Annotated in this window: 19 protein-coding genes, 1 pseudogene and 1 riboswitch; of the genes and pseudogenes, 14 read left to right on the top strand and 6 right to left on the bottom strand. The window is 52.4% G+C overall.

Annotation, left to right across the window (positions count from 1 at the left end; translation table 11 throughout):
* Nucleotides 1–107 precede the first annotated feature (107 nt).
* Nucleotides 108–407: a hypothetical protein gene (locus tag DQX05_RS22710; protein WP_119795725.1), complete on the top strand. Its 300-nt coding sequence runs from the start codon at nucleotides 108–110 to the stop codon at nucleotides 405–407.
* A 33-nt stretch (nucleotides 408–440) separates the two neighbouring features.
* On the opposite strand, the gene DQX05_RS22705 is transcribed toward DQX05_RS22710, so the two are convergent.
* Nucleotides 441–890: a GNAT family N-acetyltransferase gene (locus tag DQX05_RS22705; RefSeq protein ID WP_119795745.1), complete on the bottom strand. Its 450-nt coding sequence runs from the start codon at nucleotides 888–890 to the stop codon at nucleotides 441–443.
* A gap of 326 nt (nucleotides 891–1,216) precedes the next feature.
* Between DQX05_RS22705 and DQX05_RS22700 the strand changes: the two genes are divergently transcribed.
* The 9 genes and pseudogenes from DQX05_RS22700 to DQX05_RS22650 all read left to right on the top strand — a co-directional run bounded on the left by DQX05_RS22700 (nucleotide 1,217) and on the right by DQX05_RS22650 (nucleotide 13,358).
* A complete protein-coding gene (locus DQX05_RS22700; RefSeq protein ID WP_119795724.1) occupies nucleotides 1,217–2,071 on the top strand; it encodes a sulfurtransferase in 855 nt (284 codons plus the stop codon).
* Between the two features lie 375 nt (nucleotides 2,072–2,446).
* Entirely contained in the window at nucleotides 2,447–3,982 is a 1,536-nt protein-coding gene (locus tag DQX05_RS22695) for an RNA-directed DNA polymerase (RefSeq protein WP_220483241.1), read from the top strand.
* A gap of 745 nt (nucleotides 3,983–4,727) precedes the next feature.
* Nucleotides 4,728–5,710, top strand: a pseudogene (locus DQX05_RS22690) (iron-hydroxamate ABC transporter substrate-binding protein).
* A gap of 271 nt (nucleotides 5,711–5,981) precedes the next feature.
* The gene (locus DQX05_RS22685) at nucleotides 5,982–6,638 is read left to right on the top strand and encodes a DUF2306 domain-containing protein (RefSeq protein WP_119795722.1); all 657 of its coding nucleotides are present in this window, start codon (nucleotides 5,982–5,984) and stop codon (nucleotides 6,636–6,638) included.
* 776 nt (nucleotides 6,639–7,414) lie between these two features.
* Nucleotides 7,415–7,753, top strand: a complete 339-nt coding sequence (gene ytxJ, locus DQX05_RS22675; protein WP_119795721.1) for a bacillithiol system redox-active protein YtxJ — start codon at nucleotides 7,415–7,417, stop codon at nucleotides 7,751–7,753.
* Nucleotides 7,754–8,428: 675 nt separating this feature from the next.
* On the top strand, nucleotides 8,429–9,538 hold the full coding sequence (locus tag DQX05_RS22670) for a PsbP-related protein (protein ID WP_119795720.1): 1,110 nt from the start codon (nucleotides 8,429–8,431) through the stop codon (nucleotides 9,536–9,538).
* Between the two features lie 259 nt (nucleotides 9,539–9,797).
* A complete protein-coding gene (locus DQX05_RS22665; RefSeq protein WP_119795719.1) occupies nucleotides 9,798–10,580 on the top strand; it encodes an exodeoxyribonuclease III in 783 nt (260 codons plus the stop codon).
* Between the two features lie 1,220 nt (nucleotides 10,581–11,800).
* Entirely contained in the window at nucleotides 11,801–12,847 is a 1,047-nt protein-coding gene (locus DQX05_RS22655) for a DUF4097 family beta strand repeat-containing protein (protein ID WP_119795717.1), read from the top strand.
* A gap of 103 nt (nucleotides 12,848–12,950) precedes the next feature.
* Nucleotides 12,951–13,358, top strand: coding sequence for a serine protease (locus DQX05_RS22650; RefSeq protein WP_119795716.1), 408 nt, complete (start codon nucleotides 12,951–12,953; stop codon nucleotides 13,356–13,358).
* Between the two features lie 340 nt (nucleotides 13,359–13,698).
* On the opposite strand, the gene DQX05_RS22645 is transcribed toward DQX05_RS22650, so the two are convergent.
* The 3 genes from DQX05_RS22645 to DQX05_RS22635 all read right to left on the bottom strand — a co-directional run bounded on the left by DQX05_RS22645 (nucleotide 13,699) and on the right by DQX05_RS22635 (nucleotide 17,356).
* Entirely contained in the window at nucleotides 13,699–14,172 is a 474-nt protein-coding gene (locus DQX05_RS22645) for a C40 family peptidase (protein WP_119795715.1), read from the bottom strand.
* Between the two features lie 3 nt (nucleotides 14,173–14,175).
* A riboswitch (cyclic di-AMP (ydaO/yuaA leader) is annotated at nucleotides 14,176–14,322 on the bottom strand.
* 230 nt (nucleotides 14,323–14,552) lie between these two features.
* Nucleotides 14,553–15,374, bottom strand: a complete 822-nt coding sequence (locus tag DQX05_RS22640; RefSeq protein ID WP_119795714.1) for a carbamoyl transferase — start codon at nucleotides 15,372–15,374, stop codon at nucleotides 14,553–14,555.
* Between the two features lie 5 nt (nucleotides 15,375–15,379).
* Nucleotides 15,380–17,356 (bottom strand): M1 family metallopeptidase, encoded by a 1,977-nt coding sequence (locus DQX05_RS22635; protein WP_119795713.1) that lies wholly within the window; start codon nucleotides 17,354–17,356, stop codon nucleotides 15,380–15,382.
* A gap of 138 nt (nucleotides 17,357–17,494) precedes the next feature.
* On the opposite strand from DQX05_RS22635, the gene DQX05_RS22630 reads away from it, so the two are divergent.
* The 4 genes from DQX05_RS22630 to DQX05_RS22620 all read left to right on the top strand — a co-directional run bounded on the left by DQX05_RS22630 (nucleotide 17,495) and on the right by DQX05_RS22620 (nucleotide 21,227).
* Nucleotides 17,495–17,995, top strand: coding sequence for a YwhD family protein (locus DQX05_RS22630; RefSeq protein WP_119795712.1), 501 nt, complete (start codon nucleotides 17,495–17,497; stop codon nucleotides 17,993–17,995).
* 488 nt (nucleotides 17,996–18,483) lie between these two features.
* The gene (locus tag DQX05_RS30390) at nucleotides 18,484–18,711 is read left to right on the top strand and encodes a hypothetical protein (RefSeq protein ID WP_147385225.1); all 228 of its coding nucleotides are present in this window, start codon (nucleotides 18,484–18,486) and stop codon (nucleotides 18,709–18,711) included.
* Nucleotides 18,712–19,213: 502 nt separating this feature from the next.
* Nucleotides 19,214–19,891, top strand: coding sequence for a FadR/GntR family transcriptional regulator (locus tag DQX05_RS22625; RefSeq protein WP_119795711.1), 678 nt, complete (start codon nucleotides 19,214–19,216; stop codon nucleotides 19,889–19,891).
* 124 nt (nucleotides 19,892–20,015) lie between these two features.
* Complete coding sequence (locus tag DQX05_RS22620) at nucleotides 20,016–21,227, top strand: CynX/NimT family MFS transporter (RefSeq protein WP_259392180.1); 1,212 nt, start codon at nucleotides 20,016–20,018, stop codon at nucleotides 21,225–21,227.
* A gap of 20 nt (nucleotides 21,228–21,247) precedes the next feature.
* On the opposite strand, the gene DQX05_RS31050 is transcribed toward DQX05_RS22620, so the two are convergent.
* Nucleotides 21,248–21,403, bottom strand: a complete 156-nt coding sequence (locus tag DQX05_RS31050; RefSeq protein ID WP_182914876.1) for a hypothetical protein — start codon at nucleotides 21,401–21,403, stop codon at nucleotides 21,248–21,250.
* Nucleotides 21,370–23,424, bottom strand: a complete 2,055-nt coding sequence (locus DQX05_RS22615; protein WP_119795709.1) for a transglycosylase domain-containing protein — start codon at nucleotides 23,422–23,424, stop codon at nucleotides 21,370–21,372. The genes DQX05_RS31050 and DQX05_RS22615 overlap by 34 nt, the downstream gene beginning before the upstream one ends.
* Nucleotides 23,425–23,523: the final 99 nt, after the last annotated feature.

The raw sequence follows: 23,523 nt of genomic DNA, 5'->3' as shown, positions 1-23,523 counted from the left end.
GCCCGGATGGTTGCACAGGTCTTTTGGCTGCTTCCGGGTTCGAGAAAGCTGGCTCACCTATGCTACAATACGAGGTAAACAGACAAGCGTGGGCAGAAAGGGGCAGCATGAATATGGGCGTTGCTTACGGAAGACCGTATAAAGATATTTTGGAGGATCTGGTTGCGGCCATTGCATTAATCCCGGACGGTTATCAGTTCTTCGACATGGGGCAGGAGGAATGGGATGCACTGGGGGAGCAGGAGCGGCACGAAGTGCTGGAGGCGCTCGCGGATGATGTGTTTTACGGGCTTGGCCAGGAGCGGCTGCTGTTCATCGGCAGCGGAAGCGTGCAGTATGACCCCGAATTCCATCTAATCGAGGTCGTCGTCGACAGTGCGACGGTAGCCCGTGTCGCCTTGACCTGATTCGACCCGCACTCGAATGAGCGCGGGCCGCGATTACGAGTGATAGACCATGCAGTAGAACTCGCCAGGCCCGGTCGGCGTCTGCCGTGTGTACGTATCGGTGATGCGGAATCCGGCGCGCCGGTACGTGCGGATGGCACGTTCATTCCAAGTCAGCACTTCCAGATCGATCATATCGACGGGATGGCGCCGCCGGGCTTCTGCGACGATCGCCAGAACGAAGGGCACGCCATATCCTTGCCCAAGTCGATCGGGGCGCATCCCTAGGCCGAGACGGGTCACGCCGAGCAGAGGGAAGAACTGCGCGAACCCGAACAGCTCCCCATCGGCATCCGTAACCGATAAATATTGCTCGCTTCGGATGCGGGCATCGCCGAACTCGACTTCGAGGGCCTTCATTTGCTCCCACGGGAGGAATCCATACAGTTGATAAGGCGGCTCATATGTCCATGAGCAGATATGGGCACCGTCCTCCTCGGTCATCGGGCGCACCCGGAAGGGCAGCCGCGGCGAACGGGACGAAGAATGGCGGTAAGAAGCCGGCAATGCAATCACTTCCTCAACAGGAGATACCGAACGATGCGGCGTCGGTTCCAGATTGTGCATTCTGTTGCTTGATTTTTCTTAGTTGCTATTTTCGCATGTTTGCATCGGCTTGACAATGAGGGATACAGATTCAATTGTCAGTCAGCTGGCCGGCGGCCGGCAAGCGGGGCTGTAAGGGATAATTGCGCCGCGCAAGCGATAACCGGCGGTCCGGTCTCTGTGATACACTATGCATAAGCAGTACACGACTAAGGAGGCGCTCTATGAGTGGACCAATTCTTGTATCCAAGCAATGGCTGTTAGCCCGTATGTATGAGCCCGATATCGTAATCGTCGATTGCCGCTTCGACCTTGGATGGCCTGAGGCCGGGAGAGAAGACTATACTTCCTCCCATATTCCGGGCGCCGTCTATCTTGATCTGAACACGGACCTATCGGCGCCGGTCGAAGCCCATGGCGGCCGCCATCCGCTGCCTGATCCGGACGTGCTGGCGGAACGGCTCGGCCGCGCTGGCATCAGTAACGGCAGCCGGGTCGTCGTCTATGATGATCAGGGCGGGATGTATGCCTCGCGGCTGTGGTGGATGCTGCGCTGGCTCGGCCATGACGCCGTCCATGTGATGGAGGAGGGCTTCACGGCTTGGAAGGACGCCGGGTACCCGGTTACCGATGCGCAGCAGGTTGTCGTGCCGGCATCCTTCGCCCCGGAGGTTCGCACAGAGATGCTGGCGCGCATGGAGGAGGTCCGGGAGAAGCTGGACCGGCCGGATGTGCTGCTCGTCGATTCGCGCGACGCGGCACGCTATCGGGGCGAGACCGAGCCAATCGATGCGAAGGCGGGACATATTCCAGGGGCGATCAATCAGTTCTGGAAGGAAAATGTCGATGAGCGCGGCGCCTGGAAGCTGGAAGCGCAGCGCCGGGAGCAGCTCGCTGCTGTCGTGGAAGCGCTGGAAGCCGGACGCGAGGTCATCGTCTACTGCGGCTCCGGGGTCAGCGCCTGTCCGAATGTGCTGGCGCTGCATGAGCTCGGCTACCCGCAGGTCCGCTTGTATGCAGGGAGCTGGAGCGATTGGAGTTCGTATCCGGAAAACGAGATTGCGACTGGAGAAGAATAAGGACGGAAAGACACAATACAGAGTATTAGGGATGAGGTACATCGCCTCATCCTATGGTAGCTTGGGAGGTGTATTTTTTATGCTCTAAATCAACAGGGAGTCAACGACTATGGGGGAAAGAGCATTTAATAGTAACAAAGTATTATGCGCCCGACACTGAAGGAATTGTGACCATGAACAGTGCCTCTGCTGAGGTTTTAAAGTTTTAAAAGTATCCCTTTTATATAGGGGTATGATGAGACGGATAAAGTCAACAATGGTCAGTCAACAATCCGCTCTCTATACAATGGGTTTATTGGAATGATATAGTGGATTTAAGTTTTTAATCCTCTCTGTGATTGTTGAAGAAAAATATTGGAGGGAATAATTGCTATAATGTTGACTAAAGACTCTATAAATTGGGCAATAGACTTTATTCAAAATCACTCAGATGGAGACTTGTTTCCTAGAATTCTAGAGATTAACGCAATATCCAGCTATATTGATGATTTTGTAGCGCTGATTGAAGGCAAAGATTTAACACAGTTTACTCCCGGAGCCTGTAGAAGATTTATTGTTCCCAAAGACGAGATTTCTTACCGACAAGCTACACAATTAGATCCACAAGATAGCATTATACTTACCTCGATAATTCATCAATTTGGATCTGGGATCGAAGCTAGGAGATTGCATAATAACATTGTATATAGTTATAGATTTTCTCCAGATATAAGTCATGGTCTATACTCATCAAAAACGGCATGGAATGATTTTTGGAAAACTGCATATGAAAAGAGCCGCACATATGAATTTGTATTATACTGCGACATTGCAGACTATTATAATCAAATATACCACCATATTGTTGAAAATCAGTTACATGAATCTGGATTTCCAAATCAGGAGACAAAGTGGATTATTAAGTTGCTTAACTCTACTACAGCGAATGTATCCAGAGGTATTCCAATTGGCCCTCATGCTGTTCATCTTTTAGCTGAAGCGGCAATGATACCAATAGACAATAGCCTACATACGCAAGGAATAGATTTTCTTAGATATGCTGATGATATTTTAGTGTTCTGCGACTCATCACAATCCGCCAAAATTGCTCTTGCTAAAATAGCATCCATTTTGGACAAACAGCAACGATTGATGTTGCAACGACACAAGACCAAAGTATATAGTTCTAATGATTTTAGACATTTATGTAATGAAATGATTGAGGACCGACCAATCAATAAAGATGAAGATAAAATTCTCAAATTAATAAGAAAATACTCTAATGGCGATCCTTATAGAACTATTACATATAGCGAGATCTCAAAAGAAGACTGGGAATCGCTTACTGACCAAATAATTGGTAAGATTATCCGAGAATACATCGATCAAAAAGAAGTAGATTACATACGACTTAGGTGGTTTTATAGAAGGTTGGCTCAAATTGGTCATCCAGGTGCAATTGAGATTTCACTTAGTAATATATCGCAACTGAGTCCATGTTTTGCAAATATATGTGCATATCTTGCTTCCATTCAATCCATCAGTGCAGAACAATGGGTTTATATTGGAGAACAACTATTGAAACTTCTCGATTCTCAGGAAGTAGTGCATAATGAATTTTTCCGATTATCTATATTAAGTTTGTTTACGAAGAATGAATACATTAATCATTTTTCGTATCTAGTTAATAAATTCCCTGTAAGTGAGCCTTTTGCTAGAAGAGAAATATTACTTGCGGCATATCAAAACTCTGCTTATGATTGGTTACGTGAGCAAAAAGAAAATTATCAAAGCATGGATCCCTGGCAAAAGATGGCGTTTATATATGGAGTTTCTGGACTTCCTAAAGATGAAAAAAGGTTCTTTTTAAATAGTTTAACTCATCAAAGGCCTTTTGATAGTGTACTTATAAAGTGGGCTAAAAATATATAAGTCAGTGCAAATAAATATTATCCTCGCCAACAATTCAGAACACTTGTGAACTTCTGGTCGTTCGATAGCGGGAGCGATTGGATTAGATGTGAATTGCTACGGGGGAAGCAGTAAGAACTGGGAGGGCCATATTAAACGCAGAAGCAGAACAATCGAATAGCAGTTCTGTCGTTATCAAAAAGAGATGGCAGGCTCTGAGTGTCGTAAAGCGCGTTACAGGCGGGTTTTGCAACACGAGGAGTCTGCTTTTTCGTATGGCCCGCCAATCGGCGCCGGTTCGGTCTGACTCTCGGATGAACTGAAAAATAAGGCTTCTATGTTCCCTTACAGGAGGTTATTTCGTTGGAATTAGCCCACAGCAAGCGGTAAATGAGGTGGTTCCATACTTATGAGAATTGTTGAAATATTATCTGTTGTCTTTAACATCCAGTTTATTTTGGCCACTTCCCCGATCGAATAGGTTCCGTCCTTCGCCGCGGTATCGGCATCATATTTTGTTGTGGTTGTGTAGCCGCTTCACGGTTAGAATGTAAATCGATGCACCTCCGGCCCGTATTGTAATATCTCCTGTAACGGGAGATTCAAGCTGTTCGTATTATAACAACCCGAGCTATTGACACCTATTCCCCAGGGTTTTATAATCTTCGGCGAAATTGATAATCATTATCAATCTTTTATGAAGTTTCAAATCACTAGCAACTCATTCGCGATGTACATGGCACTTGATAAGGGAGAGTCTCATCTAATGAAAAAGTTACTCATACCGTTCGTCCTGACCCTTACGCTGCTTCTGAGCGCTTGCGGCAGCAACCCAACGAACAACGCCGACAAGGCGGGCAATCCGTCTGCAAGCCAGCCTCGGCCGAATCGGCAGATACGGCATCTTCATCGGGCGCGGCCGCCTCAGAAGCCAGCACGTTGACATACCAGGCCGAGAACGGTCCGATCGAGGTTCCGGCGAATCCGCAGCGCGTCGTGGTGCTTACCCGATTTTTAACGGGCAACGTGATGGCGCTTGAGGTGCCCGTGGTTGGGGTTGATGAGATGTCCAAGGACAACCCGAGGTTCGAAGAGCGGCTGAAAGACGTTGAGGCCGTGTCGGAAGATAGCCTTGAGAAGATCATCGAACTGGAGCCGGATCTTATCATTGGGCCTTCAGACATTAAGAACATCGACAAACTCAAACAAATCGCACCTACTGTCACTTATACGTATGGTAAAGTCGATTACTTAACGCAGCAGCTAGAAATCGGGAAATTGTTGAACAAGGAAAAGGAAGCGCAAGCTTGGGTCGACGCTTTTAAAGCGAGAACCAAAACAGCCGGAGAAGATATCAAGGCGAAGATCGGCTCCGATGCCATGGTTTCGGTCATCGAGACCTTCTACAAGCAGCTCTATGTTTATGGCGAGAACTTTGGCCGCGGCACCGAAATTCTCTATACGGAATTTGGGCTTTCTATGCCGGAGAAGGTTAGGGAGGCAACGAGCAAGGACGGCTATTTTGCCTTGTCGACGGAAGTGCTGAAGGATTATTTTGGCGATTACGTGATTTTTAGCAAAAATGCAGATGAGGACAACTCATTCCAAAATACCGAGGCATACAAGAACATTCCGGCAGTCAAAAACAATCGTGTATTCGAGGTCAACGCGAAGACGTTCTACTTTAACGATCCGCTAAGCCTGGATTATCAGCTTGAGTTCTTCATTCACAGCTTTCTCGGTAAATAAGCGGCTGGACGATAAAGACTTATCTTGCTAAGCTTACAAAAGATGGCTTCTGAATTCATCGGGAGTCATCTTCTTTGTTTCTATGGAAAGCTTGGTATTGGCGCTGCTTATTGTAGCAGGTCTGATCTTCCCGACTTGGACAGCCCCTTTGCGCATGATCCTGATCCTTTCGGGAATCCCTTCTGGCAGATGGTAAAGTGAACAAGACGGAACTTTCCTGTCAGCAGACTGTTAATGCCGCCCTAATTTGATTCGAGCGAGGTATGAATAGATGACGAAACGAAGATTTTTTACTTGGTCTCTGCTGGCTGTCCTTGCCGGTTACGTCATATACGTCTTGTATATCAATTACCTTCACGATCCGCAAGCCGCTGCATTTTTGAGACGCAAATCCAATTCAGCCCGTCCCATTAACACCCACGTCTGGTTGCCGGTGATGAAGGTCCATGTGGCATTCGCCTGCCTGGCGATCCTGGGGGGAGCGGTTAACTTCATACATACGCTGCTGAGAAAATATCGGCTCTTCCATCGAATCAACGGCTATCTGTACGTGATATCCGTTTTCGCGGTGGTGCTTACTTCAGGCTACATGGCTCCGCATGCGACAGGAGGGAAGCCCGCGAGCATTGCCTTCAATCTGTTGAATATGATCTGGATGTTCATTACGGTGATGGCGATCGTGAACATAAAAAAGAAACAGATGATCCGGCACCGGGCATGGATGATTCGCAGCTACGTCTTTTGCTTCACGAACCTGACCATTCATCTCCTTACATTTGCGCTCCATGATGGATTGGGCTTGCCGTATCCGGCCAGCTACACGGCCGCCGTCTATGCTACGATCCTGCTGCTCTTCGGGTTGGCGGAGATCGTGATACGCCGGATTGGCCGATCTCCTATTGACTTCAATCGCTCCGAGGCGGCATAAGCGAGCAGGGGCGGGGCCCGGCAATTCGTCCATAGTAAGGCTGACGGCCACGATAGGAAGATCAAGCGGACGAACTCACCTGAATAGCAAGCCGAACAGCCCGGGGACCCCCGGGCTGCGGTTTTTTCCGAGACACGGTTCGATCCCTGCCTGCACTTAATGAGCAGGTTGAGTGGCCAGCCAGCCGGCCAGTTCTTCGGTCTGGGCAAGTACAGCGAGCGGATCGTAATACCAGGAACGCTGACGGGATCGATTCGATGTCGGCTTCTATATATCCTCGGGCCGCGATGTCCAGCTCCAGCAGCCGCGAGGGAGGACGGAAGCCGAGATCCTCGTAGAGGATGTGGCATCCACGCCCGAAGCTGCTGCCGAAGCAATATGCCGCATGGGAACCGATCTCCCAGACGATCGCGGTTCCCTGCAGTGCAGAATCTTCGGCTGCAGCTCCAGTGGGATCCCGGCGTCGCATAGCACCGCCCTTCCCCGGGACAGCTCATAGCTGAACCCCGTTGATGCTGAGCATTCCGTTCCCGCCTCTTACGATGAGGATGCGGAATAGCGTGTATTATGCCAGATGTTTCGCTTGCTTGGCGAGGCGCTCCGGGCAGGCCGTCATCCCGCTTTGGATCACCCATGCCGTGCATGTGGGATGGCTCAGTCGGACTGTCTCTCATACGATGAGCCTTGCGAATATCTGCAATTTGTGATAAAAGGTCTATAATACACAAAACCAGTCGGTAGGGTCAGCAAGACTACGGTAAAGGAGCGAACGAACGATGGAATGGAAAGAGATTACGACAGCAGACGAGTGGGCAGAGCTGTTGGCGCAATCGGCGGAGCGCGGGGTTGTCGTGCTGAAGCACAGCACCACCTGTCCCGTAAGCGAGAATGCGCTGAACGAGTACGAGCAGTATCTACAGGGCGATCCGAACGGCAATATTGATTATGTTCTCGTCAAGGTGATCGAGTCCCGCCCCGTCTCCAATCAGATTGCCGAGGATCTCGATGTGAAGCATGAGTCGCCGCAAATCATTTATGTCAAAGGCAAGCAAAAATACTGGACGGCTTCCCATTGGGCGGTAACGACCGAGCACATGGCAGCGGTATTGGATTAGAACGGCCATGAAAAAAATAGAGCCCGTTCCGGATGACCCGGGGCGGGCTCTTGTCCGTTGACACGATGATCATTAATGCTTCCCGTGACGATAGGAATTCTTTTATGTCCGATATTGTATTGCTAACGATATTATAGATGCTAAGCGGGTCATGATTCGTACGTTTCGTTCCATGGAGAAAGCCAGGCTCATAGTTGTCATCGGGCATTTTTTCAGCATACACAGCATGCCAGTTCACACTGTCTTTTTCAAAAAGATAGGTTACGAAGCAGGATGTTTCCAAGATATTCACATCTAAGCCGTGAAGATTTTTGACATTACCTCCGTATTTCAAAGTCAAAAGCTCCTCCAGACTATCCTCTAGTACCTGCTTGCTTTACTCCATTTCTTTTGCCCTGTTTTCAGTACAGCCCGAATTACAATCACAAGCAAGACGAAAAGAACAAGTATCTTTATTTTTCATTCCACATCACCTTCTTAGTCGTCGCGGCATTTCTAATATCAATATGTACAAGAAATTGCCATACGCCTTAGTAGTGCCCGATTCGGAAACAACCCTTGCTCCTAAAGAAATCTTGGGGAGTCGCCGATGATCATCAAGGAAGGGAAATTGTGGATCTTCATTCCATCCTAGTATAGCACTCGCATAGAGAGAAAGAGGGTAAAAGAGAAACGATGAAATGGCAGTGGCACAAAATCGGAATGGCGGTAGTCATCGGGTCCATGCTGGTCACCGGATGCGGCAACGGTAACGGGTCGCTAGGTGACTCGGATAGCAAGCAGGAGGGAGCAGATAGTACGGCAGTTCAGCAAACCGCGGAGAAGTCGAAACCAAAGGGTACCGCGTTCACCAGCCTTGACGGGACTATGCAGCTGACCTTGCCGAGCACCTGGAGACAGAATGATGAGCTCAACAATATGGCGCAGTTCGCTGCGTATCATCGAAGCAATAACAGGTTCGCCCTCGTGAGCAGGACGTCGAAGGCCGATCTGGAGGAAGGGGCAACGGTAGACGATATTGTCGATCGGACCATCAGCAGTGCTGATGCGATAACGTTGGATGATATGGAAGTCATTGAGAACCGGGAGACCTCCGTCGGCTCTGACGCAGCCAAGCAGTTGGAATTCCGCGGCATCAACAAAAACGGCACCAAAGAGAAAGTTCATTATCTTGTTACGACAGTGGAGAAGGGGGATAATTTCTACCAAATCGTATTTTGGACAAAGGCATCCAAGTTCGACAAATACAAGGAAGAATTCGAACAGGGCACGCAGACATTCAAGGTGCTGAAAGCAAGCGATTCGGAAGCGGCGGCCACAGCCCCGGCAAAGCCGAAAGTGATTAAAAGCTCCGACAGCCGGATGGAACTGACGCTGACGGCCAATTGGATGGAATATCCGTTGAACGAAGATGCCGAGATTTCCGCCTTCTATCCAGCGGGCAATGAATACGTCATCGTCATCCCTGACGATCGCGAGGAGATGGGAGATATCCAGACCCTGGAAGACTACTATGATCTGCTATATGAGTATAACTATAGCGAGTTCGCATCAGGGGGGGCTGTAGAAGAGCCGAAGAGCGTGAGCATCAACGGCTTGCCTGCCTTGCAGTTCGAGATCCAGGGCGTCTCGGAGGACAAAGAAAAAATCGCGATGCTCATTACGCTGATTGAATCGCCGCAGCAGTTCACGCAGGTAATCTTCTGGACAACTCAGTCGAACATCGAGCAAAAGCGTGAGCGCTTCATCGAGGCTGCGGCTTCCTATAAGGAGCACGATTCCTAACTGTTGCCTGTGAGGTGGCGAATCGGATGACCGGGTTTCTCCGCAAGGAGATTCCCGGCCTTTTTGCATCAGCATGGTGAGTTTTTCGCTATCCTTCTAACGAAAAAATCCATCACGATCCCCATAAATTCAACCGGAGACTCCAAATGCGGATAAATTTTTTCAAGATCGTGGAGGTCTATCGAGCTCTCCCTTCGAGCAGGCCAACTATGATACACTAGCAGTAACAAAACGTGTCTATAGTAAGGAGATTATGGGGATGAAGCTGATTTCGTGGAACGTCAATGGCCTGCGGGCCTGTGTCAATAAAGGATTTATCGATTACTTCAAGGCAAGTGATGCCGATATTTTTTGCGTGCAGGAGACCAAGCTTCAGGAGGGACAGATCTGCCTGGAGCTGGGCGAGCAGTACTGGCAATACTGGAATTATGCGGAGAAAAAAGGGTACTCTGGCACCGCCGTCTTTACGAGAATCGAGCCTCTTTCGGTACGATACGGCATGGAGGAGGACAGCGAACCGGAGGGGCGGATGATTACGCTGGAATTCGAGTCTTTTTACCTTGTTACCGTATATACGCCCAATGCGAAGCGGGATCTGTCCCGGCTGGAATACCGGCTGGAGTGGGAGGAACGCTTCCGCCGTTATTTGCGGGAGCTGGATGCGCGGAAGCCGGTTATCGTATGCGGTGATTTGAACGTGGCTCATCAAGAGATCGATCTGAAAAATGCGAAGTCGAACCAAGGCAACTCCGGCTTCACTCCGGAAGAGCGGGACAAGATGACCCGGCTGCTGGATGCCGGATTCACCGATACGTTCCGGCATCGCTATCCGGACCGGACGGATGCTTTTACCTGGTGGTCGTTCATGCCGAAGGTACGGGAACGGAATATCGGCTGGCGCATTGACTATTTCCTTGTCTCTGCCCGCTTGAATGAATATATCGAGGACGCGAAGATTGATGCGGCTATTATCGGCAGCGATCACTGCCCCGTCATTCTGGAGATGGAGGATATCCCGGCGGAAGCGTCGAAGCGTTCATAAATCTGATATTACAGATGTGCCGCAGCTTGAAGCTGCGGTTTTTTGCATGCCGGAGTGCTTGCGATGCTGCTGCCGCAGTCCTATGAAGCATGTCGAGCAGCCTTGATTCATACCGAGGAATATGAACCTCGTATCATTCCCGGCTGAATTCCTGCGAATTTACAGCAATTTCTCGCTTTGATGACGAATCCGGTAGAATTCCTGCACAGCGGCAGCTTTTCTCGATCAATCTTACACTATGGGTAGAAATGACCTGTAATTGATGTAGATTTGCAGGATTCTCTTCTTAGTTAAAACGATGGCGGTAAAAAGATGCGTTTTTGCCGGATTTTTTGCCAGTTGAGCCCACGGGGCATGCTCCTGGCGTCAACATCCGGGGAGAAGCGGAGATCAGCTTGTCCGAAAACGGATGTGGCCATGTTTACTTGCGGTCCCGGTCCACACTCGAATCACAAGCCCGCAACTAGCCGAACAAGGCAGCTTCAGCCGAACATACGAACTCCATTTGAGCCCTGGGACATCGCACGGATTATCAAAAAATCGGCACCGAAATCCGGCATAATGACAGTAGAAGAACGAACGGAGGGCAGGGGATGAGATGAACGACTATCGAAGAATTCAAGCGGACATCGAGTATATTGAAGAACATCTCCAAGAAGAGCTGCACATTGCTGGTATCGCCGCCCAACATGGCGTTCGGCGTGTCCTGTAAGTTCGAGGACACCGGCGAGCTTACATTCGTCGTCGGGGAGGAGGTCCAGCCCGGCATCGATGCCGGCCAATTAGGGCCCGGATATGTTCATATGGAGCTTCCGGCAGGGACCTATGCGGAGTTCAAGGCATATGGGCCGCGGCGTACACGGTGCAGGAAATTCGGGATTATATTTACGGCACCTGGCTTCCCCAGTCGAACTATGATCGCAGGGAGGGGCAGAATTAACCGGCATACGACCCTGCCCCGCACCCAAGCGCCGCATACCGATTGGCGCCCTTCGATTTCCCAACCTTTCTCACTGGAGATGGACCGACATGGAGGATAAAATTGTCATACCTAAATCGTTTATCCGCAGCCCAAGTCTTTCCATGAACTGGACCTAAGTCGGGTTTCGTTTACTTCGTCGGACCGGAGATGGATGTGGCGCAGCGTGATATACTGAAGCAGACTAATCAGGCGGACCGCGTGTTCATCTGTAAAATCGGGCGATTATAGGAGAAGAGATATGAGAAAAGCTATCGGGGTATTGTTGATCATTGCCGGAATCATCGGAGTCGTGTTCATGTTCAATCCTGCTATGGCGGATAAGTCTGGCGAATGGCTCTCCCAAGCGGGAGACAGTCTGCTCAACACGGCGACCAAGGAGGTACATATCGAGAAATCGGTTGATGCGGGCGGGATTAAAAATGTAGCCGTCGAGACAGGAAGCGTAGATGTGCAGCTGATGTCCAGCAGCACGGACGATATTGTCGCCCGCTTGCATGGCCGGGTCAGCAACAATGATGCGGGCAACATTGACCTGAAGGTGACCCCGCAAGGTGATACGCTTCAATTGAGCGTTCAGCTGCCTGACGGCGTGAATTTCGGCGTTCACATTTTCGATGTCAAGCTGACGGTGGAACTGCCGGAACAGCAGTGGAATGGGCTTCAAGTCGCGGTAGGGAGCGGCAATGTGGAAGCGGAACGTCTCAACAGCGCTTTAATGGAAGTAATTACGGGAAGCGGCAACATCCGCATGAACGGAATCGAGGCACGGACTGCCGCGCTGCAGGCCGGATCGGGAGATATTACGACGGGGGACATCCATGCCGAGTCATTCACGGTTCAGACGAAGAGCGGCAATATCCGCATCCAAGATATCGAAGCGGTTGAGATGGAAGCCATTGCTTCCTCCGGCAACCTTCGAGTGGAGAAATATGAGTCCAGCGTGTTGAACTTCCGTACGAGCAGCGGAAATGCGAGATTATCGGACGGACATGCAAAGCTGAACGGCGAATCGGGCTCCGGCAACATTACGATTGAAGCGGATGAACTGCGGTACGATGCGGATTTGCAGGCGTCCAGCGGCAATGTCACAGTCAGCCTGACCAAGGAGCCGTCAGACTTGGCCGTGGACTTCAGCGGAGGCTCGGGCAGCGGTCGCATCCGTTGGGACGGCATGCGCTACGAGGAGCAGGACAAGAATGACCATATGCTACGGGGCGCATTCGGCAATGGTGGAACAATGCTGAAGGTTCGCACTCTTTCCGGAGAATTTACACTGGGCAACTAGGCGCTTCCGATTCGACATGAACAAAGTTTTAGTTTCTTTTCAGTTTTGTTTCAGGTTGGATGAACATACTAGTACCAACTTCGGCATAAGGAGGTGGATACTCATGAAGCGGACTCCAGCCGTAGCAGCATGGACGACCCTCATGCTTCTGCTGCTTGCCTCTCCCGCCGCGGCAGAAGCGGGAAGCGCCAACGAAGCGGCCCAATGGCAGCCTTTCGGACAGGTCGTGTCGGATATTGTACAGCCGGCGAACGCGGCGGACAAGGGCAGTTCCCGGGAAGAGGCCGATACGGATAAGGAATTGGAGCAGATTAAGACGCAGATGCAAGAATTGCGCCAGCAGATGAAATCGCTGCACGAGAAAAAAATACAGCTGCTTGCGAAGAAGCATGGCATTGCGACGGAAGGCAAGACCAGCAAGCAGATTCGACAAGAGTTGAGGGAAAAGTTGGGCAAGGAAGGCAGATTGTTCCACGAGAAACATCGCAATATGGAACGTCATGGCGAATGATTGCCAGTCATGCTGAAGATAGACGAATAGGAGAGTAACCAAGAGCTCTGTTCGGCCCGATGCAGACTGCCTTGCTTGACAAGGCAGTCTGCATCCATTCTTACAGGAAGCGGGTGGCTGACTCATCTGGATTCAAAGCGAGTTTTCAATGAGGACAAACGGGGTAAATCATTGATAGAATCTTTTCTCTAGTGATAATGACCAGAACGTGTCTTGAGCCGCGAGCATATGATTTAAAGTCCAGATCGATCTTCTTCTGCAGGGCAATGTAAAAACCCGATAAGCAGCGAATATTCGCTTCCCATCGGGTTAGGTAACCAACATATAAATGATTGCGGTACTATTCTTCTGTAGCGTAGGTGGCGTATTCCTTCTCGCTCATGACGCGGCGGGCACCAACATAACGCTTCTCATAATAATCCATGCTCAACTCATCAATGCGCGTGCCTTTGTTCGTCGAAGCATGGGCGAACTTGCCGTCTCCGACGTAGATGCCGACATGCGATACGCCATTGCCGCCGCTGGTGTCAAAAAAGACCAAATCGCCAGGACGAAGATCGCTCTTGCTAACCTTATCGCCAACTTCGAATTGGGTAGAAGACGAACGCGGCAGATCGATGTTGAATTTGTCGAATACGTACTTCGTGAAGCCAGAACAGTCGAAGCCACTGGTTGTCGAACCGCCATACATGTAAGAAATACCCATCAAATCGTCAATTGTAGAATCCATCTTCGTGGCTGCAAAAGCGCTCTCTGCACTGAAAGTGATCAGGAGGCTAAGGCCCAATGCAGCAGTTACCAGCTTCTTCTTCAAATGATAAAGCCCCTTCCTTGCCTGCGAGGTTAGCTGGAGGGTTCGGTTGAAGGTCCCCTATGATCTCTGATCGAAGCGAAAGAGATCAATTCACCCAAAAAACTGGTTCCCCCGCTTTCCGGCCATCCGGAAATTCGGCATCCTTTGTCTAAGATTCAGGTTCAATGATATGTAACAAAAATGCAAGAGATCTTGCCGCTTTCATGACAAAGTTGTAATAAATCTACGATTTATTGTAACAGACCTTTTTCGCTTTGACAAATACTTTTTGTCCATAAATACCAAAAAAACTTGCCCGGATCGCCACGACGTGACGAAATGGACAAGTTTTTTGAAATTCAGGAGTTTCTATCGGATAGAAATAGCCTCTTTCTCTCGTCTTATTTTTCTTCCGTTCCCGATTGCTGCCATACCGAATAACGGGAGGACAATCCCCATAACTGGAGCAGCGTGCGGACAGCAGGGAACGCCTGCTGCAGAATGAGCGCCGTCAGTCCCGTCCAGAACATGGCCGCCGCAGTGAACAGAAGACCGGTCAGCAGGGCGATGGCGGCGAATATGGCAGACAAGCCCAGCAGCGGAGCCATGCGTCGAATTCCTTGCAGGAGGGCATGCAGGATAGAGAGCTCCGAGGCGGCCCCGAATTGCATCGACAGGAACAACTGGCGGACCACCCATGCACCAAGCAGCCACAAGGCAGCGTAAGGCACGGTGTCAGTCATCACGGCCGCCAGCGTCGGACGATCGGCGAACTGGCGCACGGCATGCGGGACGAGCCAGTAGGCAGGAAGCGCGATAAGCACCGTCTCGAGCCAGTAGAGGAGCAGCATCGGCTTCCAGATCGATTTGATTCCCTCGAAAAAGGCAAGCCCCGACCCGGATTGCCGGGCCATGGAATAGAATACGCCCGCTCGAATGAATGGCGTCAGCAGCAGACGGATGAAGACAAAGGCGGCCAACGTCCACAGAAAGGGCAAGTAATCGTTCGTCTTCATCAGAATGAACTGGCTCTCTGCCAGGAACAGCCGTGCCGTCATCTCAGTCGGCGCGGGATCGGGGTACCGCTGCAGAACGGGGAGCACCGCGCCGTCAATGAAGCGATAGACGAAGAAGCCCCATAATAATTGATATAAGAAGAGGATGACTGCGATATAGATATGCTCCTTCACCCAGGACAGACCATGGCTCATATAGGCTTTCATTCGATTCACCACCCCACTGTGCTCGAGATCATTTCAAGCAATTTGACGATGGATAGATTGACGCGGGTGCGGACGGGCTCCTCCACATGCGCCTTCATATAATTGTTGATATGCTTATTCTCCACGACAATCGTATAGAGCGGGTCGATCATGACCCAGTCCAGCGGCGCCGTATGGTTGAGCCGGTATTGCATCCGTTCACCGTCTCCGTCCCACACCTTGCGGGTGCTGGTGCCGTCCGCGAAGTGGAATATAATCGGCACGCTCGGATAATCGGCGCCCTTCTTCACGATGTGAACCGTGGCCTCGTAGCGGGGGGCTCCCTCGTTGTCCAGAACGCGGGTATCGATCCCCTCGACAGCGAAGTCCGCCATCTGGTTCCCATACACATATTGATTGAAGAAATCAGTCCATTTCCGCTTGGTGACCTGCTCGACGACACGCTGGAAATCTGCGGTCGTCGGATGCTTGAAGCGGTACTTCTGTGTGTACGTCCGCATGATACGGTGCATCGTCTTTTCGCCGACCTGCTTCTCGATGGCGAGCAGGACTAACTTGGAACGCATGTACACATTTTCGGCATAATGTCTGTGGTCTTTGTATTCCCACGCTGCCAGCTTGAGCGGAGCCGGGTCAGTCATGTAGCTCCCTTCCACGGCAAGATTCGGTGCGACCCCGAATTCATGCTCCATCAGCTTGTCTTCGGCATAGGAGGTGAAGCCCTCGTCCAGCCACGCTTCCTCGAATTCATTGGAGGCGAGCAGCCCGTAGAAGTATTGGTGGCCAATCTCATGAACGACGGTTCGTTCCAGATTGTAGCCCGGACTGTCATCTTCCGCACCGAAGGCGGTGATAAGCGTAGGGTATTCCATCCCGCCTGCGCCGTTGGCCGCCTTGGGCGGCACGACGATGGACAAGGTCGAATACGGATATGAGCCGTACCATTCGCTGAACTTGGAGAGCGCGGCCTTCGCCGCATACAGATATCGTTCCTTCAAATTCTCATGCTTCGGATCGAGATAGAGCTTGATGCGCACGCCCGGCACATTTGGCGCTGAGAATGGTTCCTCTACATAGATGAAGTTCGGCGAGGCGGCCCACCCGAAATCATGAACATCATCCGCATAGAACTGATACGTCTTGCGGCCGTTAACCAATACCGGCGTCTTCGTAGGGAAGCCGGTCGCTGCGACGGTATACGTGTCGGGAACCTCAATCTTGACGCTGTAAATGCCAAAATTGGCGTAAAATTCGGAATTGCCGTGGTATTGGTGCAGATTCCAGCCTTCTGACGAACGGCCTCTTACGCCGACCTTCTCATAAGCAGCCACTTTGGGGAACCATTGGCCGGCCATGACGAAATCCTCCGCATACCCCATGCGGGCGAAAACTTTGGGCAGCTTCACTTCGAATTTCATGGTGAGCGTAATCCTTTCGTAGCTCTTGATCGGCTGAGGAAGCCGAATTTTCATAAGCGTCTTATCCTTGGCATTGCCGTCATCGGGCTGGACATACTCAATCCGGTTCATTAAGGATAGACCGGCGGTCGTATCCAGCGCCATCAAGCTTATGCCGCCGTATCCGTCCGCCGGCATGGCATCTTCCCGCAGCCTGCCGCCCGACTCCCGCATGAAGGTCGTATCCGGGGACTCGAATGCATTCGGATATAGATGGAAGTAGAGCTCGTTCACCGTTTTTTTGCCCGGATTGAGCCACGTTACGGTCTGGGCGGCTTGCAGCAGATGAGCGGACTCGTCCAATCTGACATTGATATGATATTCAGCGATTCGTTCACTGAGCACTTCTGCAGCCGGAGACTCGATATTCTGGGGAGTAACGGGCTCCATCCCGATGTTCTTCGGCATGTCTGAACCGAGGGAAGGGACCGACTCAGAAGGCCAGAAGCGGACATACAAGATCGAGCTTACGATGAGAAGTGCGGTGATCCAGAGCAGTGGGCGATAATTTTTGCGTCGGGTCATACGATTCTTACCTCCCGTTGACAAGCATCTATGGCATGTATATGTTGGCTTTTTGCGGAATATTAGCTAAAATGAAAATGATTTTGATACCCGGCCTCTCCGCAGTCAGGAGCATCGGGTGAGGAAGGAGTGTGCGGAATGGAATCTTCCGATAAGAAGATGAAGAAGCCTCTCGCGCTCAATGTCGTGAGCGGCACTAAGCATAAAGGATTTGGCGCCGGCAGCATCGATTTGAACAACGTATCTCCGGTTATTATTGACGAAGGCCGGGCATACATCGATATGGGTGCCATGCATGCGAAGAGCAAGGTAGAGCGGGGCATCAAGTTCTCGCCGAACCGCGAGGACGTGCCGAATGGCCGCCGCTGCTGGATTGTGTGGGTCGCGGTTGATCGGACGGCGGAAGGAACATCCTATGGCGGAGTCACCGCCTGCGAGATGCTCATCGATACGGAGGCAAGACGCGGCTGGAAGATTCTCGCCGACCATGTGAATAATATGGATTACGCGATGAAGCGCCGTGTCATCGTGGACGGACTCGACGCGGAAGAGAAGGCAGCGCTGCGCGAGTTGCTGTTGACGCATAATGCGGAATGGTGGGAGCGCTCATCGGATGAGTTGAAGTCGAAGCTGGCATAGTAACCCAACGATGAAGAATGATGTTACATGAAGAAGACCTGTGTCCCTGCATGCTTGAGGGAACAGGTCTTTTTGTGTGCTGCGGCGAAGGCGACGCGCTGCCCTGCTTGCTGAAGCACCTGAGCAGATCCTGCATGACTGCAGCATTTCTACTCCGTATCTCTCCGTTAGGCAAGAATCCTGCAATTATCAGGCCGTTGGAAAACCCCTATTTTTTACGAAGGGGTGGAGATGTCCATTTACATAATTAAAACTTGGCACTCAGAATTTTTTCTACTGAGAAACGAGCTCCACTATATAAAAAATGAAATGGAGAAAATTCCCATAGGCTTCTCAACGGCCTGATTTTACGGGATCCAAGAGACCGCGTCGGATCCTGGGGGCATCATCGCCTTCAGGAAGCATCATTGCCTTCTGGAGGCATCGTTGCCTCCTGGGGCTTGAACGTGTGGAGGGAATTGCTGCTATTTTACAGGAATTTCGGCTCAATGAGTCCACATCCCGAGGAATTGCTGCAAATCTACATCATTTTAGGCCCTTTTGCTTCAAGCCGAAGCGAAACGGGTGAAATTCCTGCAGTTTTGCAGGATTCCCTTTCTGGTAAAAGTCGTCCGTATCGAATTGCTGTATTTGCGCAGGATTTCGCTTACCGAATAGGCGTGTCTGGAGAAATCGTGCAGTTTTGCGGATTTCGCTTACCGGATAGACGTGTCTGAGGAAATCGTGCAGTTTTCAGGCCGTTGGAACCCCCCTGTTTTTTACGAAGGGGTGGAGATTGTCCATTTTCCTACTCAAAACTTGGCACCCATAGCGTTTTAAATCGATTTTTCTACTGAGAGACGAGATCCACCACACAAAAAATGAAGTGCCACAAAATCCCTCGGGCTTTCTCAACAGCCTGATATTCGCAGGATCTTCTTTTCATTCAAGGAGGTTCAGTGAAGAAACTGTATGATTGCAGCTTTTTTCCGGGCCGCAGCGCATTAGCTGTATGTTTACAATCACATGGCTTAAGCGGCTAAGTCCGAGCGGACTGGCAAGCGCCAGCATCCTTTTGCCTCATTTGGTGTTTCCCTGGAATGTGATGGGGGGCCGATCGGAAGCCCAGAGATGCGGAGCCGGGACACTTAAAATTTGATTGACAATTATTCTCGGCCACCTGTATGATTACATACAAACATCCAATCATCCTATGTTTACGATCTGAGGAGGAGTATAGTGGAGCTTCGTCCGGTTAAGAAACAAACCCTAGTAGAGCAGGTCATCGAACAGATTGAGCAATTGATTCAATCGGAGTCATGGCCATTGGGGAGCCGTATCCCCCCTGAGCCCGAGCTGATGCAAGTGTTCAATGTGAGCCGCAACAGCATTCGGGAAGCGGTGAAGTCGCTTATTCATGTCGGGGTGCTGGAGGCGCGGCAGGGAGACGGAACGTACGTCTGCTCCAAGAGCAGCTTGAATGCGATCCTCCATCATCAATTGATGAAGGCGGATAGAAGGGAGGCGGCCGAGGTCCGCTTCTGTCTGGAGCGGGAGATCGCGAGGCTGGCCGCGGAGAGGCGTACGGATACGGATCTGGAAGCGATGCGCCGCTGGCTTGGCCTGATGAGCGAATCGTACCGCATCGGGGACGATGATGCTTATGTCCGTTATGATTATCAGTTTCACTTGGCCTTGGCGACGGCGACGCATAATCAGCTCTTGGTCAACTTATACAGCAGTATCGCGGATGCGGTGCGGCAATCGGTGGATCTGTTCGTCAAGCGCAGCCCGCAGCGGGAGAAGATGGCCTGCTTCCACGAGGAACTGGTCGACGTGATCGAGCGGCAGGACGGGAACGCGGCGCAGCAGCTCGTACGCCAACTGCTGGAGCTGAACTTCGAAATTTCCGAATGAGAATGAATGGTTGACCGGCAGATAGATGCCTATGGATGCCTATTCGGCTTACACATAACGTACACATGTAGAGAAGTAGATAGAAACAGATAAATTAGAGATAAAAAAGAGGGAGAGATGCATAGTGAGACCCGCACTGCAGGCAGAACAACCGGTTCCGTCAAATAAAACATTAGTGATGCTCTTATTGGGGATTGTGCTTGTAGGCGCGAACATGCGCGCTGCCATCGCTTCGGTGGGACCGCTCATCGGCTTCATTCGCGATGATACCGGCTTGTCGAACGGGGCCGTCGGCTGGCTTACGACGATACCGCTTATTGGCTTCGCCGTGCTGTCCCCGTTCGCGCCTTCGCTGGCGCGCCGATACGGGACAGAGCGCACGCTGGTCGCGACGCTGGCGCTCATGACGATCGGGATCGGGCTTCGCGCCTTCGATTCCGTTCCGCTGCTCTTCGTCGGAACCGCGGGCGTCGGCATCGGGATCGCCGTGTGCAACGTCCTGCTGCCTAGCATCGTGAAGCAGAACTTCATCAACCGGGTCGGCTTCATGACCGGCCTGTACAGCATGACGATGAGCATCTTCGCCTCAATTGCCGCGGGCATCAGTGTCCCGCTGTCTCAGGGCGCGGGCTGGGGATGGCGGAACACGCTCCTGGTGTGGGCCGCGCTGTCGCTGCTCGGCCTGCTGATCTGGCTGCCGATGGCTTGGTCCTCCCAGGCACGGAGCGGGGGTGGCGCGAAGCGTACCGGCTCCGGCAAGACCGCGAATGTATGGAAGTCCGGTCTGGCCTGGCAGGTTACGATCTATATGGGCTTCCAATCCTTCAATTATTATGTGTCCGTCGCCTGGCTGCCGGAGATTCTCCTCAGTCACGGCTGGTCTCCCGTCAATGCCGGCTGGATGCTGTCGGTCATGCAGTTGACCGGCATTCCGTTCAACTTCCTGGTTCCGGCGATTGCGGAACGATTGAAGGATCAACGGCTCGTGGCCGCCGCTGGGGCGCTTATCGGCATGGCCGGCTATGCCGGCTTGCTAATCGATAACGCCGCCATTGTGACCGTTGCGGTTATCTTGATGGGAATTGGGCAGAGCATCTGCATCAGCCTGGCGCTGACCTTCATCGCGCTTCGCGCCAGAAATGCGACGCAAGCGGCGGCGCTGTCCGGCATGTCCCAATCAATGGGCTATGCGCTGGCGGCGCTAGGCCCGATATGCCTCGGGGCGCTGCATGATGTGACAGCGGCCTGGACGTGGCCAGTCATCGCCTTGCTCGGCACATCCTCCATCATGGTCGTCGCCGGCCTGGGAGCGGGGCGGAACCGGTATATCGATTAAGCAGCAGCCGCTTCCCGGGCCTATCCCGCTGCGGACGATACAGCCACAGCAGCCGGATGCCGGCGCCGCTCTTCAGGAGGAGCGGCGCCAGCGGTCCGGCTGTTTTTGTCGTCCGATACCTCCGGCATGAGCACCTGATTCCTCATCCAGTCCACCAGCGCTTGAAGTGCTGCCACCACGAGCGCTTCTCCGGCTCCTTCTCGTCCGGCTTGTCCGGTCCGGCCTCCGGCTTCGCTGAACGATGCAGGCCGCACCATTCTGTCGGCTCGGTTCCTTTGACGAAGGTCTCAAGCCGTTTGCCGGGACATTCTTCACCAGCAAGCTGTCCGGAATCCGGATCAATATAGAGGCTGACCACATCATCCGGCACCGTAAAAATTTTGGGCGGCACGCTGTGCAGTGCCTTCTCCATGAACTCGGCGAAGATCGGTGCGGCCTTGTGCGATTCAGTTAGCGAGATGTTCTTGCCCCGATCGTAGCCGACCCATACCGCGGTCGACAGCTCCGGGGTGTAGCCGACGATCCAGGCGTCGGCATCGGTCGTGCCGGTCTTCCCGGCTACGGGGCGCTTGATGACCGGCGAGACGCGGTTGCCGGTCCCGCCCGCTTCGAATACGCTCTCCATCAGACTGGTGAGCACATAAGCTTCCGCCGGGTTCACAACCTGCTCCGCCTCCACCGGCGGCGCTTCGTACAATATGCGGCCCGCCTGATCCGTAACCTTCAGGATCGCGCGCGGGATGACCCGCCTGCCCTCATTGCTGAAGACGCCGTAGGCGGCGGCCATGTCGAACGGACTGACCGGATAGGTCCCCAGCGCCAAGGACGGGAGCGGCTTCATCGATCCTTCGATGCCGAGCCGCCGCGCTAGCGAGATGACCTTGTCGGGACCGATCTGCAGCATCGTATGAACCGCATAAATGTTATCGGAGGCGGCAATCGCCTGGCGAAGATCGATGTCGCCATGGTACTTGCCGCCATAGTTTCTCGGCCGGTATACTTGCCGCCCGTCGTCATAAGGAAAAGCCGTCGGCTCGCTCACGAAATGGGTCGCCGCCGTGATCGCCTTCTTCTCCAGGGCGGCCAGATAGACAATCGGCTTGAAGGCCGAGCCCGGCTGGCGCGTATCCGCGAAGACGCGGTTGTATTGATTGAGGCGGTAGTTTTTGCCGCCGACCATCGCTTTGATGTACCCGTTGCGAGGATCGATAGCGATAAGAGCTGCCTGCAGATCTCCTTCCGCCGGTATTTGCTTCGCCACTGCATCCTCTGCCGTCTGCTGCGCCCGGGCGTCAAGCGTCGTATAGACGAGCAGGCCGCCGCCGTCGATCTCCACTTCCGGGATGCCCAGATCGGTGAGCTCCCGCCGCACATAGTCGCGGAAGTAGGGGGCGACGAGTGTGTCCGGCCGTTCCGTCTGCGGCCGGAAGGTCAGCATCTCATGGTAGGCTTTGTCGGCCGCCTCCTGCGAGATATATCCGGTCTCGACCATGCCGTTCAGCACGGTCTTTTGCCGATCCTTCGCATTTTTCATTTGCAGGAAGGGAGAATAATAGACAGGGCCGCGCGGAATGCCCGCCAGCATGGCGCTCTCGGCCAAGGTCAGATCGTGGGCCGACTTGTCGAAGTAGAGCTGTGCCGCTGCTTCGATCCCGTAGGCCCCGTGCCCGTAATAGATTTGATTCAGATACTTCTCGAGAATCTCGTCCTTGGTGTACTTCATCTCCAGTTGCATTGCATACAGCGCTTCCTTCACCTTACGCTTCCATGTCCGTTCATGGCTCAAATACAGATTGCGGGCCAGCTGCTGGGTCAATGTGCTGGCTCCTTGCCGCGTGGACATGTTCTCCAGATTGACGAGCACTGCCCGTGCGACTCCCTTCACGTCGATCCCCGGATGGTGATAGAACTGCCGATCCTCCGTAGCCAGCGTCGCGCGGACCAGATCCTCGGCCATATCCTTCAAGGGGACTTGTATCTGCTGCTTCTGGCCCGGGGACAGTGTCGTCAGCGGCTGGCCTTGGCCGTCGAGAATCCGCGAGGCCTGCTCCGTCGCGGTGACGGGCAGATCGCTTACATAGAGGTAACCGAGCACGGAGGCAGCCACGCCGATCGCCATGACGAAGGCGGCGCTGGAGCTGATGAGCAGCAAGCGTAGCCGCTTGCGCTTCTTGGTTGATGTGCGGCGTCGATCCATTATGACTCCTCCTTATCCCCGATATCCCGTCCGTTCGACATCCATTCACGTTATTTCTCAGTATGGAAAAGAATAGAATGGCTTATTCCTGGCAAGCTA

The sequence above is a fragment of the Paenibacillus thiaminolyticus genome (assembly GCF_003591545.1).
GTDB classification, from domain to species: Bacteria; Bacillota; Bacilli; order Paenibacillales; family Paenibacillaceae; genus Paenibacillus_B; species Paenibacillus_B thiaminolyticus_A.
This window is presented reverse-complemented; position numbering and strand designations above follow the sequence as displayed.

Coding starts and splice junctions, on each gene's coding strand:
- DQX05_RS22665 (WP_119795719.1), top strand. CDS start 9,798: ATGAAGCTGATTTCGTGGAACGTCAATGGCCTGCGGGCCTGTGTCAAT.
- DQX05_RS22635 (WP_119795713.1), bottom strand. CDS start 17,356: ATGACCCGACGCAAAAATTATCGCCCACTGCTCTGGATCACCGCACTT.
- DQX05_RS30390 (WP_147385225.1), top strand. CDS start 18,484: ATGAGTCCACATCCCGAGGAATTGCTGCAAATCTACATCATTTTAGGC.
- DQX05_RS22685 (WP_119795722.1), top strand. CDS start 5,982: ATGACGAAACGAAGATTTTTTACTTGGTCTCTGCTGGCTGTCCTTGCC.
- DQX05_RS22655 (WP_119795717.1), top strand. CDS start 11,801: ATGAGAAAAGCTATCGGGGTATTGTTGATCATTGCCGGAATCATCGGA.
- DQX05_RS22705 (WP_119795745.1), bottom strand. CDS start 890: ATGACCGAGGAGGACGGTGCCCATATCTGCTCATGGACATATGAGCCG.
- DQX05_RS22670 (WP_119795720.1), top strand. CDS start 8,429: ATGAAATGGCAGTGGCACAAAATCGGAATGGCGGTAGTCATCGGGTCC.
- ytxJ (WP_119795721.1), top strand. CDS start 7,415: ATGGAATGGAAAGAGATTACGACAGCAGACGAGTGGGCAGAGCTGTTG.
- DQX05_RS22700 (WP_119795724.1), top strand. CDS start 1,217: ATGAGTGGACCAATTCTTGTATCCAAGCAATGGCTGTTAGCCCGTATG.
- DQX05_RS22630 (WP_119795712.1), top strand. CDS start 17,495: ATGGAATCTTCCGATAAGAAGATGAAGAAGCCTCTCGCGCTCAATGTC.
- DQX05_RS22695 (WP_220483241.1), top strand. CDS start 2,447: ATGTTGACTAAAGACTCTATAAATTGGGCAATAGACTTTATTCAAAAT.
- DQX05_RS22710 (WP_119795725.1), top strand. CDS start 108: ATGAATATGGGCGTTGCTTACGGAAGACCGTATAAAGATATTTTGGAG.
- DQX05_RS22615 (WP_119795709.1), bottom strand. CDS start 23,424: ATGGATCGACGCCGCACATCAACCAAGAAGCGCAAGCGGCTACGCTTG.
- DQX05_RS22650 (WP_119795716.1), top strand. CDS start 12,951: ATGAAGCGGACTCCAGCCGTAGCAGCATGGACGACCCTCATGCTTCTG.
- DQX05_RS22640 (WP_119795714.1), bottom strand. CDS start 15,374: ATGAAAGCCTATATGAGCCATGGTCTGTCCTGGGTGAAGGAGCATATC.